The organism is Microbacterium sp. USHLN272, assembly GCF_037149655.1.
Lineage (GTDB): Bacteria > Actinomycetota > Actinomycetes > Actinomycetales > Microbacteriaceae > Microbacterium > Microbacterium galbinum.
The window spans coordinates 1,322,934-1,341,067 of record NZ_JBBCRA010000001.1 but is presented as its reverse complement, the minus strand read 5'-3'; the positions used below and the strand labels follow the sequence as shown (position 1 = coordinate 1,341,067).

11 protein-coding genes are annotated in these 18,134 nt (G+C 67.3%); all 11 read left to right on the top strand.

The genetic code is table 11. From position 1 onward, the window contains the following. Positions 1-975, top strand: a complete 975-nt coding sequence (locus WFJ97_RS06510; RefSeq protein ID WP_247632785.1) for a carbohydrate ABC transporter permease — start codon at positions 1-3, stop codon at positions 973-975. After that, positions 972-1,805: a carbohydrate ABC transporter permease gene (locus tag WFJ97_RS06505; protein ID WP_247623222.1), complete on the top strand. Its 834-nt coding sequence runs from the start codon at positions 972-974 to the stop codon at positions 1,803-1,805. Before WFJ97_RS06510 ends, WFJ97_RS06505 begins: the two co-directional genes overlap by 4 nt. Then, positions 1,802-3,286: a glycoside hydrolase family 3 N-terminal domain-containing protein gene (locus tag WFJ97_RS06500; protein WP_336640873.1), complete on the top strand. Its 1,485-nt coding sequence runs from the start codon at positions 1,802-1,804 to the stop codon at positions 3,284-3,286. The genes WFJ97_RS06505 and WFJ97_RS06500 overlap by 4 nt, the downstream gene beginning before the upstream one ends. Before the next feature lie 14 nt (positions 3,287-3,300). After that, the gene (locus WFJ97_RS06495; protein ID WP_336640872.1) at positions 3,301-4,164 is read left to right on the top strand and encodes a MurR/RpiR family transcriptional regulator; all 864 of its coding nucleotides are present in this window, start codon (positions 3,301-3,303) and stop codon (positions 4,162-4,164) included. Positions 4,165-4,318: 154 nt separating this feature from the next. Then, entirely contained in the window at positions 4,319-5,992 is a 1,674-nt protein-coding gene (locus WFJ97_RS06490) for an ABC transporter substrate-binding protein (protein ID WP_336640871.1), read from the top strand. A gap of 118 nt (positions 5,993-6,110) precedes the next feature. Beyond that, positions 6,111-7,115, top strand: a complete 1,005-nt coding sequence (locus WFJ97_RS06485) for an ABC transporter permease (protein ID WP_247623218.1) — start codon at positions 6,111-6,113, stop codon at positions 7,113-7,115. Between the two features lie 34 nt (positions 7,116-7,149). Then, a complete protein-coding gene (locus WFJ97_RS06480; protein ID WP_247623217.1) occupies positions 7,150-8,100 on the top strand; it encodes an ABC transporter permease in 951 nt (316 codons plus the stop codon). Next, positions 8,097-9,788, top strand: coding sequence for an ABC transporter ATP-binding protein (locus tag WFJ97_RS06475; protein WP_336640870.1), 1,692 nt, complete (start codon positions 8,097-8,099; stop codon positions 9,786-9,788). Before WFJ97_RS06480 ends, WFJ97_RS06475 begins: the two co-directional genes overlap by 4 nt. Positions 9,789-9,835: 47 nt before the next feature. After that, entirely contained in the window at positions 9,836-10,441 is a 606-nt protein-coding gene (locus WFJ97_RS06470) for a hypothetical protein (protein ID WP_247623215.1), read from the top strand. Positions 10,442-10,660: 219 nt separating this feature from the next. Then, positions 10,661-14,161, top strand: a complete 3,501-nt coding sequence (gene rpoB, locus WFJ97_RS06465; protein WP_247623214.1) for a DNA-directed RNA polymerase subunit beta — start codon at positions 10,661-10,663, stop codon at positions 14,159-14,161. Positions 14,162-14,242: 81 nt separating this feature from the next. Next, entirely contained in the window at positions 14,243-18,118 is a 3,876-nt protein-coding gene (gene rpoC / locus WFJ97_RS06460; protein WP_247623213.1) for a DNA-directed RNA polymerase subunit beta', read from the top strand. Positions 18,119-18,134 lie beyond the last annotated feature (16 nt).

The window sequence follows — 18,134 nt, the reverse complement described above, 5'->3', positions numbered from 1 at the left end:
ATGTCGATGGTGCAAGCGCCACTGCCGGCCACGAAGGCGGAGTCCACCTCCGCCTCCGTGGCCGGCGGCCGGAAGCGTCGCGGTCTCTCGATCGTCACGGCCCGCCCCTGGCTCCTCCTCGCGCCCGGGCTGATCATCCTCGCGGTGCTCATGCTCTGGCCGCTCATCCAGGTGTTCATCTACTCGCTGCAGGACTACGGTCTGCGCGAGATCAACACCGGGGAGAACAACTGGATCGGCTTCGACAACTACGTCGAGGCGCTCACCAACCCGACCCTGTGGACGGTGGTCCTGCCCAACACCGTCGGGTTCGCCGCGGTGGCGGTCTTCGTCACCGTGGCGGTCGGCACGCTCGTCGCCCTGCTGCTCGCTCGCCTCGGCACCACGTGGCGCGTCATCGTCTCGAGCTGCATCATGGTCGCGTGGGCGATGCCCGCCGTGACCGGCACCTACGTCTGGACCTTCATCTTCGATGCCGACCGCGGCATCTTCAACTCCGTCCTGCGAGACCTCGGCCTCATGGACCAGTCGATCAACTGGTTCACGAACCAGTGGTCGTTCTACGCGATCGTGCTGCTGAACGTCGTGCACCACGGCTTCCCGTTCGTCGCGATCACCGTGCTCGCCGGACTCCTCGGCGTCTCGAAGGAGATGCTCGAGGCCGCGGCCCTCGACGGCGCCGGCGCGTGGCGCCGCTTCTGGAAGATCATCTTCCCGACCCTCAAGCCCGTCTTCTCGGTCGTCATCATCCTGTCGACGATCTGGGACTTCAAGGTCTTCGCCCAGGTGTACCTGATGCCCGGCGGTGGCGGCGGCAACCGCCAGGTGCTCAACCTCGGCGTCTGGTCGTACGTCGAGTCGTTCGGTCAGAACCGCTACGGCTTCGGTGCGGCACTCGCCGTGCTGCTCACCCTCGTGCTGATCGGCATCACGATCGTGTACATCCGATCCCTCATGAAGGAGGACGAGCTGTGAACCCGCGCGCATCCCTCCGCTCCCGCATCGGTATCGGGATCGCCGTCGCGGCCGTCCTGATCTTCACGCTGTTCCCCGTCTACTGGATGGTCTCCAGCGCCTTCGACAAGAAGGCCTCGAGCGGTGGGCAGTCGCTGCTGCCGCAGGAGTTCACCTTCGACAACTTCGCGTTCGTCCTCACCGAGGGCGGGTTCGGCACGTTCCTGCGCAACTCGGCGATCGTGGCGATCGTCACCGTCGTCGTGAGCGCGCTCGTGTGCCTCCTCGCCGCCGTCGCGGTCGCCCGCTTCAAGTTCAAGTTCCGCACCACGATCCTCATGATGATCCTCGTGGTGCAGATGGTGCCGCTCGAGGCGCTCGTCATCCCGCTGTTCCTCCAGGTGAAGAGCCTGGGACTCCTCAACAGCATCCTCGGCCTGATGGTCGTGTACGTGGCGCTCTCGCTCGCCTTCGGCATCTGGATGCTGCGCGGATTCGTCGCGGCCGTCCCGGTCGAACTCGAAGAGGCCGCCTACATCGACGGCGCGAGCTGGTGGCGCATGTTCCGCTCGATCCTGCTGCCGCTGGTCATGCCGGGCCTGGTCGCGACGAGCATCTTCAGCTTCATCACCGCGTGGAACGAGTTCATCTTCGCGATGACGATCCTCGGCGCGCAGACCGACCAGTACACGGTCTCGATCGGTCTCAAGTCGTTCTTCGGCCTGTTCGCCAACGACTGGGGCAGCATCATGGCCGCCTCGACGATCATCACCCTCCCGGTCATGATCTTCTTCGTGATCGTGCAGCGCCGTCTGGCCTCGGGCATGGTGGCGGGAGCCGTGAAGGGATGACCGACGACCTCGAGCGCCTCGCGAACGGCGTGCTCTGGCCGGGCTTCTTCGGCACGGAGGCGCCCGCCTGGCTGACCTCCGAGCTGCGCGACGGCCTCGCGGGTGTCGTGTACTTCGGTCAGAACGTGGGCGAGGGTCTGTCGGCGCTGAGCGCCGAGATCCTCGCCGCCAACCCGGACGCCCTGATCGGCGTCGACGAGGAGGGCGGCAGCGTCACCCGCCTCGAGTCGGCCACCGGGTCGACGCTCCCCGGAGCCGCGCAGCTCGGCGCACTCGACGACCTCGTCGCGACCGAGCGCACCGGTGCCGAGCTCGCCCGTCGCGTGCGTGCGGTCGGTGCGAACGTCGTGCTGGGCCCCGTCGCCGACGTGAACACCGATCCGCGCAACCCCGTGATCGGCGTGCGGGCGTTCGGTTCCGAGGAGGCGCTCGTCACGCGTCACGTGATCGCGGCGGTGGACGGCATCCAGGACGGCGCCGTCGCCGCGTGCATCAAGCACTTCCCGGGCCACGGCGACACGCATCTCGACTCGCACCACGCGCTGCCCGAGATCGCGCTCGACATCGACGAGTACGAGCGGGTCCACCTCGCGCCGTTCCGCTCCGCGGTCGAGGCCGGGGTCGACAGCATCATGACCGCCCACATCGTCGTCCCGGCATGGGGCGACCGGCCCGCCACCCTCAACCCGCGCGTGCTCGGCATGCTGCGCGAGTGGGGCTTCGAGGGCGTGATCATCACCGACGCGCTCGACATGGCGGCCATCCGGGAGACCGTCGGGATCGGCGGGGGAGCGGCGCAGGCCCTCGCTGCCGGCGCAGACCTGCTCTGCATCGGAAACCCGACGAACCCCGGCGAAGACGCCCTCCCCGACCAGGACGAGCGCGACTTCCGCGCCGCGCGCGACGGCATCGTCGCCGCGCTGCGCGACGGGTCGCTCTCCCGTGAGCGCGTCGAGGAGGCCGCCGGCCGCGTGGCGGCCCTCGCACGCAAGCTCCGTGCGGCCGTCGCCGCGGTGTCGAACGGCATCGAGGAGTTCGACGCGACCGACGTCGTGCGTCGTGCGATCAGCGTCGTCGGAGACGTCCCGGCCGCGGCATCCGCTCTGTCGGTCGTCGACGCGCGCCGCCGTTCGACGCTGGCCGTCGACAGCGCCTCGGCGTACGTCTCGGCGACGCTCGCCGACGACGGGCGCCGCGTGCGCCTCGACGTCGCGCACACCTCGGTCGAGGAGCAGGATCGGGTGCTCGACGACGCGGTGTCGACGGAGGGCACGACCGTGCTGCTCATCGACCGTCCCGATGCGGATGCCGCGCAGCGTGCACTCGTGGAGCGCGCGGCCGTGCGCGACCCCGATGCGGTCGTCGTCAATGTGGGTCTCGCCGCACGCACGGCGCTCCCGCTGACGACGATCGAGGTGGGAGCCGCCAGCAGGCTGGGCGCGCAGATGGCACGGGAGCGGTTGGTCGGCGCCGCCGGCTGAGACGGGTGCGCACGATGGACGACGACGTTCTCGCGCTGGTCCGCCGCTCGGTCCCCAAGTTGAGCGCGGCGGAGACGCGCGTGGCCGAGCGGATCCTCGACGACCCGATGCTCGTCGTCGAACTCGCGATCACCGACCTCGCCGAGCTGTGCGGCACATCGCTGTCGACCGTCGCGCGCTTCGCGCAGTCGCTGGGCTTCAGCGGCTACCGCGAGCTGCGCGTGGCGGTCGCGCGCTCGGTGACGCTGGCCCAGGCGCAGCAGGCGCGCTTCGGGTTGGATTCGACGACGATCTCGGCCGATGACGGCCCCGCCACGATCGCCGCGAAGCTCGCGGCCCAGCAGATCGACGCGATCGAGAAGACCGCCCACGGACTCGATGCGGCGACCCTGGATCGGGCGGCGCGGGCCATCGTCGACGCCCGCCACATCGACCTCTTCGGGCAGGCGGCTTCATCGCTCGCCGCGCAGGATCTGCAGCTGAAGCTCTCGCGCATCGGCAGCGCCGTCTCGCACTCGGCCGATCCCCATCTCGCGCTGACCGCGGCCGCATTGCGCACGTCGGACGACGTGGCGGTCGCCTTCTCGCACAGCGGCGAGACGGTCGAGACGCTGCGTGCGCTGGAGGTGGCGAGGGATGCCGGTGCGCTCACCGTCGCCGTGACCGGCGTCGCCGACTCCTCGCTCGCGCGGACCGCCGAGCTCGTGCTCCTCACGCATGCGTACGAATCGCCTTTCCGGATGGCGGCGATGTCGAGCCGGATCGCGCAGCTGGCCCTCGTCGACGTGCTCTTCGTGCGCGTCGTGCAGCACCGCGGCGAGCCCGTGGCGATCCCGCTTCGGCTCACGCACGACGCCGCGGTGCACCACCGGCGCTGAGACCCGGGTCCGGAGATCGCGATACCGGATCGCAACACTCTCGTAACGCGAGAGTCTTGGCATACCAACATCCACTGAGTAGCGTCGAGGGAATCACCATGCGGGCGACGATGCCCGCATGCGCAGCGAAACGCCCCACAGGGAAGGTTCATCCATGCACCAGTCACCACTTCGACGACGCGGTCTCGTCGCCATCACGGGGGCGACGATCGCCGCCCTCGCTCTCGCGGGTTGTGTCGCGAGCGAGCGCGGCGACAACGATTCGGAAGGGGCCGGCGACGTCGACGGCACCTTCGTGTTCGCCGCATCGTCCGACCCGGCCAGCCTCGACCCCGCGTTCGCGCAGGACGGCGAGAGCTTCCGCGTCTCCCGGCAGATCTTCGAGGGTCTCGTCGGCACCGAGCCGGGAACGGCCGACCCCGCGCCGCTCCTCGCCGAGAGCTGGGAGTCGTCGGAGGACGGCATGAGCCACACCTTCACTCTCAAGGAGGACGTGACCTTCCAGGACGGCACGCCGTTCAACGCCGAGGCCGTCTGCGTCAACTTCGACCGCTGGTACAACTGGACCGGCCTCGCCGCGTCCGAGGCCTTCGGCTACTACTACAACAAGCTCTTCAAGGGCTACGCCGACACCGCGGCGGATGCCGTCTACAAGTCGTGCACGCCCGACGGCGACTACTCCGTCACGATCGAGCTGAACAAGCCCTTCGCCGGTTTCGTGGCCTCGCTGTCGCTGCCGTCGTTCGCGATGCAGAGCCCCTCGGCGATGCAGGAGTTCGGCGCCGACGAGGTGGGCGGATCCGCCGAGGCTCCGCAGCTCTCGGAGTACGCCATGGGCCACCCGGTCGGCACCGGGCCGTACCAGTTCGAGGAGTGGGCACCGGGCGAGCAGGTCACGCTCAAGGCCTACGACGGCTACTGGGGTGACGCCGGACAGATCGACGAGATCATCTTCCGCACGATCGACGACCCGACCGCTCGCCGCCAGGCGCTCGAGTCCGGCTCGATCGACGGGTATGACCTCGTCGGTCCGGCCGACACGAAGGCTCTCGAGGACGACGGCTTCACCATGGTGTCGCGCCCGCCGTTCACGATCCTCTACCTGGCGTTCAACCAGGCGATCCCCGAGCTGCAGGACCCGAAGGTCCGCGAGGCGCTGTCGTACGCGGTCGACAAGGACGCGCTGATCAGCCAGGTGCTCCCCGAGGGCACCGAGAAGGCCATCGAGTTCGTGCCCGAGGTCGTCAACGGCTACAACCCCGATGTCACGACCTTCGACTACGACCCCGAGAAGGCCAAGGAGCTGCTGGCCGAGGCCGGCTACGACGAGGCCAACCCGTTGAAGCTCACCTTCAACTACCCGGTCAACGTCTCGCGTCCGTACATGCCGGACCCCGAGCAGATCTTCACGGTGCTCTCGTCGCAGCTCGCAGACGTCGGCGTCGAGACCACCCCGGTCTCGGAGGAGTGGGTCGAGTACCTCGACCGCACCACCGGCACCTCCGACCACGGCATCCACCTCCTCGGGTGGACCGGTGACTACAACGACACCGACAACTTCGTCGGCGTCTTCTTCGGCCAGCAGAGCTCCGAGTGGGGCTTCGACAACCCCGAGCTGTTCCAGAAGCTGAACGAGGCCCGCGGCGTCTCGAACCTCGAGGACCAGACGGCTCTGTACGAAGAGATCAACGAGATGGTCGCGCAGTTCATCCCCGGTGTTCCGCTCGCGCACCCGGCGCCCACGCTGGCGTTCGATCCGCGCGTCGAGAGCTACCCGGCCAGCCCGGTGAACGACGAGGTCTTCACGGACATCGTCCTCACCAAGTAGGCCCGACCGACGCGCACCCTTCGTCTCGTCGCTCCGCTCCTCGCTCAGGGACCGGCCTCCCGGTCCCTGAGCGAGCGGAGCGAGACGAAGGGTGTGCGCCCGATCTACGGAGATCTCTGTGCTGCGCACCATCGGCGGGCGACTGCTGTTCCTCATCCCCACTCTGATCGGCCTCAGCATCCTGCTGTTCGCCTGGGTCAGAGCCCTCCCCGGCGGCCCGGCCGTCGCCCTTCTCGGTGAGAAGGCGACCCCCGAGGCCATCGAGAGGGTCAACGAACTCTACGGATTCAACAAACCGCTCATCGAGCAGTACTTCGTCTGGGTGACGAGGCTGCTCCAGGGCGACTTCGGCACCTCGATCCAGACCAACCGGCCGGTCGTCGAGGAGTTCTTCCGCCGCTTCCCGGCGACCATCGAGCTCAGCGTCGTCGCGCTGATCTTCGCGGTAGGCGTCGGCATCCCGCTCGGCTACTGGGCGGCGCGCCGCCACGGCAAGTTCAGCGACCACGCCTCGGTCGTGCTGAGCCTGATCGGCATCACCATCCCGGTGTTCTTCCTCGCGTTCATCCTGAAGTACATCTTCGCCGTGCAACTGGGCTGGCTGCCCTCCGACGGCAGGCAGAATCCGAGGATCGACGCCACGCATCCCACGGGCTTCTACGTGTGGGACGGTCTCATCACGGGCGAGTTCGATGCCGCGTGGGACGCGATCCTGCACCTGATCCTCCCGGCTCTGGCGCTGGGCACGATCCCGCTCGCGATCATCGTGCGCATCACGCGGGCGAGCGTGCTCGAGGTGCAGAACGCCGACTACGTGCGCACCGGGCGGGCGAAGGGCGTCGGATCGTCGACGCTCCGCAACCGCTTCATCCTGCGCAACGCCATGCTGCCCGTCATCACGACGATCGGTCTGCAGACCGGTCTGCTCATCTCGGGGGCGGTGCTCACCGAGACGGTGTTCGCCTTCCCGGGGATCGGGTCCTTCCTGGCCCGGGCGATCTTCACCCGGGACTTCCCGGTGCTGCAGGGCTTCATCATCTTCATCGCGATCGCGTACGCGCTGATCAACCTCGCGGTGGACGTCTCGTACAGCTTCATCGACCCGAGAGTGAGGGTCCAATGACGACCATCACCGGCATCCGGAAGGGGGCGATGTCATGAGCGTCGCACTCCCACCCGCCCAGGGCGGCGGCGTGATCGACACCGTCGCGATCGCCCAGGCCGGCATCAAGGAAGGGCCCGGCGGGTTCTGGCGCGACGTCTTCCGACGTCTGCGCCGCAACCCCACGGCGTGGATCGGCGCGATCATCGTGCTGCTGTTCCTCCTCGTGGCGGGCCTCGCCCCGCTGCTCGCCCCGTATCCCGAGACCGCGCTCCCCGGGGCGAAGTTCATCACCCCGACCTACATCCCGGGACCGGGGGAGCTGCCGCAGTTCCCGCTCGGCCTGGATCGGTTCGGCGGCGACGTGCTCTCGAAGCTGATCTGGGGTGCGCGGGCGTCGCTGCTCGTCGGCGTCATCTCCACCGCGATGGGACTCGTCGGCGGCATGCTGCTCGGTCTCCTCGCCGGTACCTTCGGCGGCTGGGTCGACACCGTGATCATGCGCTTCGTCGACATCATCCTCTCGGTGCCGAACCTGCTCCTCGCGGTCTCGATCGCGGCGATCCTCGGCCAGACGCCGTTCGCGGTGATGATCGCGATCGGTGCCTCCCAGGTGCCGATCTTCGCCCGCCTGCTGCGCGCCTCGATGCTGCAGCAGCGATCGAGCGACTACGTGCTCTCGGCGCAGACCCTCGGTCTCGGTCGGGGGCGCATCACTATGTCGCACGTGCTGCCGAACGCGATCGGTCCCGTGATCGTTCAGGGCACGCTCACGCTCGCGACCGCGGTGATCGACGCCGCAGCGCTCTCGTTCCTCGGTCTCGGCGGCGGTCGCCCCGAGACGGCCGAGTGGGGTCGCATGCTCACCTACGCGCAGGCGGAACTCTCGATCGCGCCGTGGCTGGCCTTCCTGCCCGGTATCTGCATCGCGGTCACCGCGCTGGGCTTCACCCTGTTCGGTGAGGCGCTGCGCGAGGCCATGGACCCGAGGACGCGTGCCCGATGAACGCCCAGGAGAACACGATGAACGACACCCCGCTCCTCTCCGTCGAGGGGCTCGCGGTCGACTTCACCACCATGGACGGCGTCGTGCACGCCGTCGAGGGGGTCGACCTCGAGATCTCGCCCGGTGAGACGGTCGCGATCGTCGGCGAGTCCGGTTCGGGCAAGTCGACGACCGCGATGGCCATCATCGGCCTCCTCGCAGGAGGCGGCAGGGTCGCCAGCGGCAGCATCCGTCTCGACGGTCGCGACATCGCGCACGCCGGCGAGAACGAGCTCCGTACGATCCGCGGGCGCGACATCGGTCTCGTCCCGCAGGATCCGATGTCGAACCTCAACCCGGTCGCGAAGGTCGGCACCCAGGTCGCCGAGACGCTGCTCGCGCACGGTCTCGCCACACGGCAGAACGTGCAGCAGAAGGTCGTCGAGGCGCTCACCGCCGCGGGCCTGCCCGATCCCGAGAAGCGGGCGAAGCAGTATCCGCACGAGTTCTCGGGCGGCATGCGGCAGCGCGCGCTGATCGCGATCGGCCTCGCCTGCAAGCCGCGTCTGCTGATCGCCGATGAACCGACGAGCGCGCTCGACGTCACGGTGCAGCGCACGATCCTCGATCAGATCGGTGCGATGACGCGCGAGCTCGGCACCGCCGTGCTGCTCATCACGCACGACCTCGGTCTCGCCGCCGAGCGCGCGGAGCGCGTCGTGGTGATGCACCGCGGCAAGGTGGTCGAGCAGGGCCCCGCCCGCCAGATCCTCGAGGATCCGCAGCATCCGTACACGCAGTCTCTCGTGAAGGCCGCCCCCTCGGTGGCGGCCGCGCGCCTGCGTCCGGAGGCCTTCCAGGTCGAGGACCGAGCGGATGCCACGGCCGACGCGTCCGTGGATTCCGGTTCCGCTGCGAAGGCCGACCACATCGTCGAGATCGAGGGCCTCACCAAGGTGTACCCGGTGCGCGGACGCGGCGAGGACTTCGTCGCGGTCAACGACGTGTCGCTCGCGATCCCGCGCGGCGAGACGGTCGCGATCGTGGGGGAGTCGGGGTCGGGCAAGACGACGACGGCGCGGATGCTGTTGAAGCTGATCGAGCCGACCAGCGGTCTGATCCGCTTCGAGGGCAAGGACGTCGCGTCGCTCAGTCGTGCCGAGACGCGCGACTTCCGCCAGCGCGTGCAGCCGATCTTCCAGGATCCGTACTCCAGCCTGAACCCGATGTTCACGATCGAGCGTCTGATCGCCGAGCCCCTCGAGTTCTACCGCCGGGGGAGCGGCGCCGAGCGTCGTGCGCGCGTGCGCCAGCTGCTCGACGACGTGGCGCTGCCGCAGTCGATGCTCGGGCGGTATCCGTCGGAGCTGTCGGGCGGTCAGCGCCAGCGCGTCGCGATCGCCCGTGCGCTCGCGCTCTCGCCCGACCTCATCGTGTGCGACGAGCCGGTCTCCGCCCTCGACGTGCTGGTGCAGGACCAGATCCTCACCCTGCTCGGCGACCTCCAGAGCGAGTACGGGCTCAGCTATCTCTTCATCTCGCACGACCTCGCCGTGGTGCGTCTCATCAGCGATTACGTCTGCGTGATGAAGGACGGCAGCCTGGTCGAGGCCGCATCGTCGGAGGAGATCTTCACGAACCCGCGCGATCCGTACACGCGTCGTCTGCTCGCCTCGATCCCCGGGAACGAGCTCGACATCGCGTCGTGAGGGGCGGGCGGCCGGCGATGTCGCAGGCAGTGGATAGCATGTGACGCATGCGTACTCCTCTTCGATCCGCTGCCCTGCTCGTCGCCGCCGCCCTCACCCTCACCGGGTGCTCGACGCTCATCCCGACCCCGCAGGAGACGAGCGGGTCCTCGTCCGAGGTCGAGGCGGAGGAGACGACGGCGGGCGAACTCGACGCAGCGCCCGCGACGGGAGCCACGATCGCCGGTGACGGCTACACGTTCATCGCGCCCGCGGGGTGGGAGGACCCGCAGCAGGAGATCCCCGGGTTCGATCCCGACAGCTTCGCCGCCGATCTCCAGGACGCCGACGGGTTCGCCGACAACGTGAACGTGCTCAAGTCCCCGGTCGGCGTCGTCACGCCCGACCAGGTCGAGACGCTGGGGTTGAAGGAACTCGAGACGGTGGGCGCCACCGACGTCGTCGTGCACGACCGCGTCGTCGTCGCGGATTCCGAGTCCGCGCACATCTCGGCGGCCATGTCGAGTGAGGGCGTCTCCTACGTCGTCGACCAGTACTACGTCAGCAGCGCCGACCAGACCTACGTCGTGACGTTCTCCTTCAGCGACACGGTGCCGGCGGCCGAGCGCCAGCAGACCGCCGAGTCGGTGCTCGTCACCTGGACCTGGGTGTGATGCTCGCCACACCGCGCTGACGGATGCCAATACCGCAGCATCCGATATTGGTCAAGGACTCCACTTGCCATGTCGCAGATTCGTGTCTATAGTTAGTAGTTGCGCTCGCTTCTCCATGCCCTCATATGGTGGTCGGCATTTCGTTGAGCTTCTGAGCGCACACTCCACCTGACGACAAAGGAATCGAGAAGCCCTGCGGGGCTCACGGAGGTTATTCCCTTGGCTGCTGCTCGCAACGCATCCACATCCACCACCACCAAGAACGGACGCGGAGCTTCCCGCCTCTCGTTCGCCAAGATCTCCGACACGCTGACGGTCCCCGACCTTCTCGCCCTCCAGACCGAGTCCTTCGGCTGGCTCGTCGGCAACGACGACTGGAAGGCCCGCGTGGCCGAGGCCAAGAAGGCCGGCCGCACCGACGTCAACGAGATCAGCGGTCTCGGCGAGATCTTCGAGGAGATCTCCCCGATCGAGGACCTCGGCGAGACGATGCAGCTCTCGTTCACGAACCCGTACCTCGAGCCCGAGAAGTACTCGATCGAGGAGTGCAAGGAGCGTGGCAAGACCTACGCCGCTCCGCTGTACGTCGAGGCCGAGTTCATGAACCACCTCACCGGTGAGATCAAGACCCAGACGGTCTTCATGGGCGACTTCCCGCTCCAGACCGGCAAGGGCACGTTCATCATCAACGGCTCCGAGCGCGTCGTCGTCTCGCAGCTGGTGCGTTCGCCCGGTGTCTACTTCGACAAGACGCCCGACAAGACGTCCGACAAGGACATCGTCTCGGCGCGCGTGATCCCGAGCCGCGGTGCATGGCTCGAGTTCGAGATCGACAAGCGCGACCAGGTCGGCGTGCGCATCGACCGCAAGCGCAAGCAGTCGGTGACCGTCTTCCTCAAGGCCCTCGGCATGACGAGCGAAGAGATCCTGGCGGAGTTCGCCGGCTTCACCTCGATCGAGGAGACGCTCGCGAAGGACACCATCGTCACGAAGGAAGATGCGCTCCGCGACATCTACCGCAAGCTGCGTCCGGGCGAGCAGGTCGCCGCCGAGGCCGCCCGCGCGCTCCTCGACAACTTCTACTTCAACCCGAAGCGCTACGACCTGGCGAAGGTGGGTCGTTACAAGATCAACCACAAGCTCGGTCTCGACGCGCCGCTGACGGACTCGGTCCTCACGGTCGAAGACATCGTCGCGACGATCAAGTACCTCGTGCGCATCCACGCGGGCACCGAGACCTTCTCGGGCATCCGTGGCGGCAAGAAGGCCGAGATCCGTCTCGCGACCGACGACATCGACAACTTCGGCAACCGTCGCATCCGCGCGGTCGGCGAGCTGATCCAGAACCAGGTCCGCACCGGTCTGTCGCGCATGGAGCGCGTCGTCCGCGAGCGCATGACCACGCAGGACATCGAGGCGATCACGCCGCAGACCCTGATCAACGTGCGCCCCGTCGTCGCCGCGATCAAGGAGTTCTTCGGAACGTCGCAGCTGTCGCAGTTCATGGACCAGAACAACCCGCTCGCGGGTCTGACCAACAAGCGTCGTCTCTCGGCGCTCGGCCCGGGTGGTCTCTCGCGTGACCGCGCCGGCGTCGAGGTCCGTGACGTCCACCCGTCGCACTACGGCCGCATGTGCCCGATCGAGACCCCGGAAGGCCCGAACATCGGTCTGATCGGTGCTCTCGCGACGTTCGCGCGCATCAACTCGTTCGGTTTCATCGAGACCCCGTACCGCAAGGTCGAGGGTGGCGTCGTCACCGACCAGATCGACTACCTCACGGCTTCCGAAGAGGTCGACTTCAACATCGCGCAGGCCAACGCCCCGCTCGATGCCAAGGGTCGCTTCCGCGAGAGCCACGTCCTCGCGCGCCCCAAGGGCGGTAGCGGTGAGGTCGACCTCTTCCTCCCGGAGGAGATCGGCTACATCGACGTCTCGCCGCGCCAGATGGTGTCGGTCGCGACCTCGCTCGTGCCCTTCCTCGAGCACGATGACGCGCAGCGCGCCCTCATGGGCGCCAACATGCAGCGTCAGGCCGTGCCGCTGCTGCGCAGCGATTCGCCGCTCGTCGGAACCGGTATGGAGGGCTACACGGCCATCGACGCCGGTGACGTGATCACCGCCGAGAAGGCCGGTGTCGTCTCCGAGGTCTCCGCGGACCGCGTCGTCGTCATGCTCGACGAGGGCGGCACGCAGGAGTACCACCTGCGCAAGTTCGACCGCTCCAACCAGGGCACCTCCTACAACCAGAAGGTCGTCGTCACCGCCGGCGAGCGCATCGAGGTCGGAGAGGTCATCGCCGATGGCCCCGCCACCGAGAACGGCGAGCTGGCCCTCGGAAAGAACCTCCTCGTCGCGTTCATGACGTGGGAGGGCTACAACTTCGAGGACGCGATCATCCTGAGCCAGGACCTGGTGAAGGACGACACCCTCTCCTCGATCCACATCGAGGAGTACGAGGTCGACGCGCGCGACACCAAGCTCGGCAAGGAGGAGATCACCCGTGACCTCCCCAACGTCAGCCCGGAGCTGCTCAAGGACCTCGACGAGCGCGGCATCATCCGCATCGGTGCCGAGGTCCGCCCCGGCGACATCCTCGTCGGCAAGGTCACGCCGAAGGGCGAGACCGAGCTGTCGGCCGAGGAGCGTCTGCTCCGCGCGATCTTCAACGAGAAGAGCCGCGAGGTCCGCGACACGTCGCTGAAGGTTCCCCACGGTGAGCAGGGCACGATCATCGCCGTCAAGGAGTTCAACGCCGAGGACGGCGACGACGAGCTCGGCTCGGGCGTCAACCGCCGCGTCGTGGTCTACATCGCCCAGAAGCGCAAGATCACCGAGGGCGACAAGCTCGCCGGCCGTCACGGAAACAAGGGCGTCATCGCGAAGATCCTCCCGATCGAGGACATGCCGTTCCTCGCGGACGGAACCCCGGTCGACATCGTCCTGAACCCGCTCGGCATCCCGGGTCGAATGAACTTCGGCCAGGTGCTGGAGACCCACCTCGGGTGGATCGCCAAGCAGGGCTGGAAGGTCGAGGGCACCCCCGAGTGGGCCGTGCGTCTGCCGGAGCAGGCTTTCGAGGCTGCTCCCGGTACGAAGGTCGCGACCCCGGTGTTCGACGGCGCGTCGGAGGAGGAGATCTCCGGTCTCCTCGACTCGACGCTCCCGACGCGCGACGGCGTTCGCCTGATCGACTCGTCCGGAAAGACGCAGCTGTTCGACGGCCGCTCCGGTGAGCCGTTCCCGGCGCCGATCTCGGTGGGCTACATGTACATCCTGAAGCTGCACCACCTGGTCGACGACAAGATCCACGCACGTTCCACGGGTCCGTACTCGATGATCACCCAGCAGCCGCTCGGTGGTAAGGCGCAGTTCGGTGGACAGCGCTTCGGTGAGATGGAGGTGTGGGCCCTCGAGGCCTACGGCGCCGCGTACGCCCTCCAGGAGCTCCTCACGATCAAGTCTGACGACATCCTCGGCCGCGTCAAGGTCTACGAGGCGATCGTCAAGGGCGAGAACATCCAGGAGCCCGGCATCCCCGAGTCGTTCAAGGTGCTCATGAAGGAGATGCAGTCGCTCTGCCTGAACGTCGAGGTCCTCTCGGCCGACGGCACGCTGGTCAACCTCCGCGACACCGACGACGAGGCGTTCCGCGCCGCGGAAGAGCTCGGTATCAACATCTCCAGCCGCTTCGAGGCCGCCTCGATCGACGAGATCTAATCCTTCGGACGGGCCCGGGACGCAATTCCCGGGCCCCCCGAAGCAGACTTCTCAAAAAGAATTTCCGACACAGGAGAACTAGTGCTCGAGTCCACAACTTTCGATGAGCTTCGCATCGGCCTGGCGACCGCAGACCACATCCGCGCGTGGTCCTACGGCGAGGTCAAGAAGCCCGAAACCATCAACTACCGCACCCTGAAGCCCGAGAAGGACGGCCTCTTCGGAGAGCAGATCTTCGGACCGTCCCGCGACTGGGAGTGCGCCTGCGGAAAGTACAAGCGCGTCCGCTTCAAGGGAATCGTCTGCGAGCGCTGCGGCGTGGAGGTCACCAAGAGCTCCGTCCGTCGTGAGCGCATGGGTCACATCGAGCTCGCCGCTCCCGTCACCCACATCTGGTACTTCAAGGGTGTTCCCTCGCGTCTGGGCTACCTGCTCGACATGGCGCCGAAGGACCTCGAGAAGGTCATCTACTTCGCCGCGTACATGGTCATCTCGGTCGACGAGGATGCTCGTCACCGCGACCTGGGCACCCAGGAGAACAACGTCCGTCTCGAGCTGAAGACGCTCGGCGACCGCCGTGACTCCAAGATCGCCGAGCGCCTCGCTCGTCTCGAGGAGGAGCTCGCTGCTCTCGAGGCCGAGGGTGCCAAGGCCGACGCCAAGAAGAAGGTCAAGGACGCCGCCGAGAAGGAGATGTCGCTCATCCGCAAGGGTGCCGACGAGGCGATCGCCAAGCTCGAGCGCGTGTGGGAGGACTTCCGCACGCTCGAGGTCGGCGCACTGCGTCCCGAGGACGACGTCTTCCACGAGCTGCAGGACCGCTTCGGTCAGTACTTCGAGGCCTACATGGGTGCCGAGTCGATCCAGCGTCGTCTCGCCGCCTTCGACCTCCAGGCCGAGGCCGAGAACCTGCACCTGCAGATCGCCGAGGGCAAGGGCCAGCGCAAGATCCGTGCGATCAAGCGTCTCAAGGTCGTCAACTCGTTCCTCGAGACCGGCATGAGCCCGGCCGCGATGGTCCTCGACGTCGTCCCGGTGATCCCGCCGGAGCTTCGTCCGATGGTGCAGCTCGACGGTGGCCGCTTCGCGACCTCCGACCTGAACGACCTGTACCGCCGCGTGATCAACCGCAACAACCGTCTTCGTCGTCTGATCGACCTCGGTGCCCCCGAGATCATCGTCAACAACGAGAAGCGCATGCTGCAGGAGGCCGTCGACGCTCTGTTCGACAACGGTCGCCGTGGTCGTCCCGTCACCGGTACCGGCAACCGCGCCCTGAAGTCCCTCAGCGACATGCTGAAGGGTAAGCAGGGTCGTTTCCGCCAGAACCTGCTCGGAAAGCGCGTCGACTACTCGGGCCGTTCGGTCATCATCGTCGGACCGCAGCTCAAGCTGCACCAGTGCGGTCTGCCCAAGCAGATGGCTCTGGAGCTCTTCAAGCCGTTCGTCATCAAGCGCCTGATCGACCTGGGTCACTCGCAGAACATCAAGGCCGCGAAGCGCGCCGTCGAGCGCACCCGTCCCGAGGTCTGGGACGTGCTCGAGGAGATCATCCGCGAGCGTCCCGTGCTGCTCAACCGTGCGCCCACGCTGCACCGTCTCGGCATCCAGGCGTTCGAGCCGCAGCTCGTCGAGGGTAAGGCCATCCAGCTGCACCCGCTCGTCTGCGCGGCGTTCAACGCCGACTTCGACGGTGACCAGATGGCCGTGCACCTGCCGCTGTCGGTCGAGGCTCAGGCCGAGGCCCGCGTGCTGATGCTCGCGTCGAACAACATCCTGAAGCCGTCCGACGGCCGCCCGGTGACCCTGCCTTCGCAGGACATGATCATCGGTCTGCACCACCTGACCACGGTCAAGGAGGGCGCAGCCGGTGAGGGCCGTGCATTCGGTTCGGTCGGCGAGGCGATCCTGGCGAAGGACGAGGGAACCCTCGACCTGCAGGCCAAGATCCGCATCCGCATCCCGGGTCTGACGTTCCTCGAGGGCGAAGCGCCCGAGGGTTACGAGCGTCACGGTCTCGTGGACGCCTCGCTGGGTCAGGCGATCTTCAACGACGCGCTGCCGAAGGGCTACCCCTTCGTCCGCGAGCAGGCCGACAAGGGCAAGCTGTCGCAGATCGTCAACAAGCTGGCCGAGGAGTACCCGAAGGTCGAGACGGCTGCGTCGCTGGACCGCATCAAGGATGCCGGTTTCTACTGGGCCACGCGCTCCGGTGTGACCGTCGCCCTGAGCGACATCCTGACGCCGCCGAACAAGGCCGAGATCGTCGCGGGCTACGAGAAGCAGGCCGCGAAGGTCCAGTCCCAGTACGAGAAGGGCCTCACGACCGACGCCGAGCGTCGCCAGGAGCTCATCAAGATCTGGACCGAGGCAACCGACGAGGTGCAGGCCGCGATGAAGGCGCACTTCCCGGAGGACAACACCATCAACCGCATGGTGTCCTCGGGCGCCCGTGGTAACTGGCTGCAGATCCGCAACATCGCGGGTATGCGTGGTCTGGTGAACAACCCCAAGGGTGAGATCATCCCGCGTCCGATCATCTCCTCGTACCGCGAGGGTCTGTCGGTGGCGGAGTACTTCATCGCGACGCACGGTACCCGTAAGGGTCTGGCCGACACCGCTCTGCGTACCGCCGACTCGGGTTACCTGACCCGTCGTCTGGTGGACGTCTCGCAGGACGTCATCATCCGCGAAGAGGACTGCGGCACGTCGAAGGGCCTCGAGCTCCCGATCGCCGCTCCGAACTCGCAGGGTGAGCTCGTGCGCGATGCGAACGTCGAGAACTCGGTGTTCGCCCGTACGCTCGCCTCGGGTGTCGTCGACAGCAAGGGCGAGGTCCTCGCCGACGCCGGTGACGACGTGGGTGACGTGCTCATCGACAAGCTCGTCGCGGCGGGTGTCGAGACCATCAAGGTGCGCTCGGTCCTGACCTGCGACTCCGCCGTCGGTGTCTGCGCGCAGTGCTACGGCCGTTCGCTCGCGACGGGTAAGACCGTCGACATCGGCGAGGCCGTCGGCATCATCGCGGCCCAGTCGATCGGTGAGCCCGGTACCCAGCTGACGATGCGTACCTTCCACACCGGTGGTTCCGCGTCGGCAGACGACATCACGCAGGGTCTTCCCCGTGTGCAGGAGCTGTTCGAGGCTCGTACCCCCAAGGGTGCGTCGCCGATCGCCGAGGCCGATGGCCGCATCACGATCGACGAGACGGACAAGGCCAAGAAGGTCATCCTGACGCCCGACAACGGCGACGAGCCGGTCATCTACCCGGTTCTGCGTCGTGCGACGCTCCTGGTCGAGGACGGACAGCACGTCACGGTCGGTCAGCCGATCCTGGTGGGCACGCTCGACCCCAAGGAGGTCATGCGTGTCATGGGGGCCCGCGAGGTGCAGCGTTACCTCGTCAACGGCGTCCAGGGCGTGTACCGCTCGCAGGGTGTGCCGATCCACGACAAGCACATCGAGGTCATCGTCCGCCAGATGCTCCGCAAGGTCACCGTCGTCGATCACGCCGACACGACCCTGCTGCCGGGTGAGATGGTCGACCTCAAGCGCTACCAGGCGATCAACCGCGAGGCCGTGGCCGAGGGCAAGCGCCCCGCGTCGGGCCGTTCGGAGCTGATGGGTATCACGAAGGCGTCGCTCGCGACGGAGTCGTGGCTGTCGGCCGCCTCCTTCCAGGAGACGACCCGCGTGCTCACCGAGGCTGCGATGCAGGGCAAGCGCGACCCGCTGGTCGGTCTCAAGGAGAACGTCATCATCGGAAAGCTCATCCCCGCCGGAACCGGTCTCTCGAAGTACCGCGACGTCACGGTCGAGGCCACGGAAGAGGCCAAGAGCGAGCGCTACCCGAACCGGATCTTCGCATCCGACGGTGCGTACGCCGACGGTGACTTCGGTTACGTCGACTTCGACGCGTTCTCGACGGACGACATCACGCCCGGTACTTACAACTGAGTGTGAGTGAGTGAAC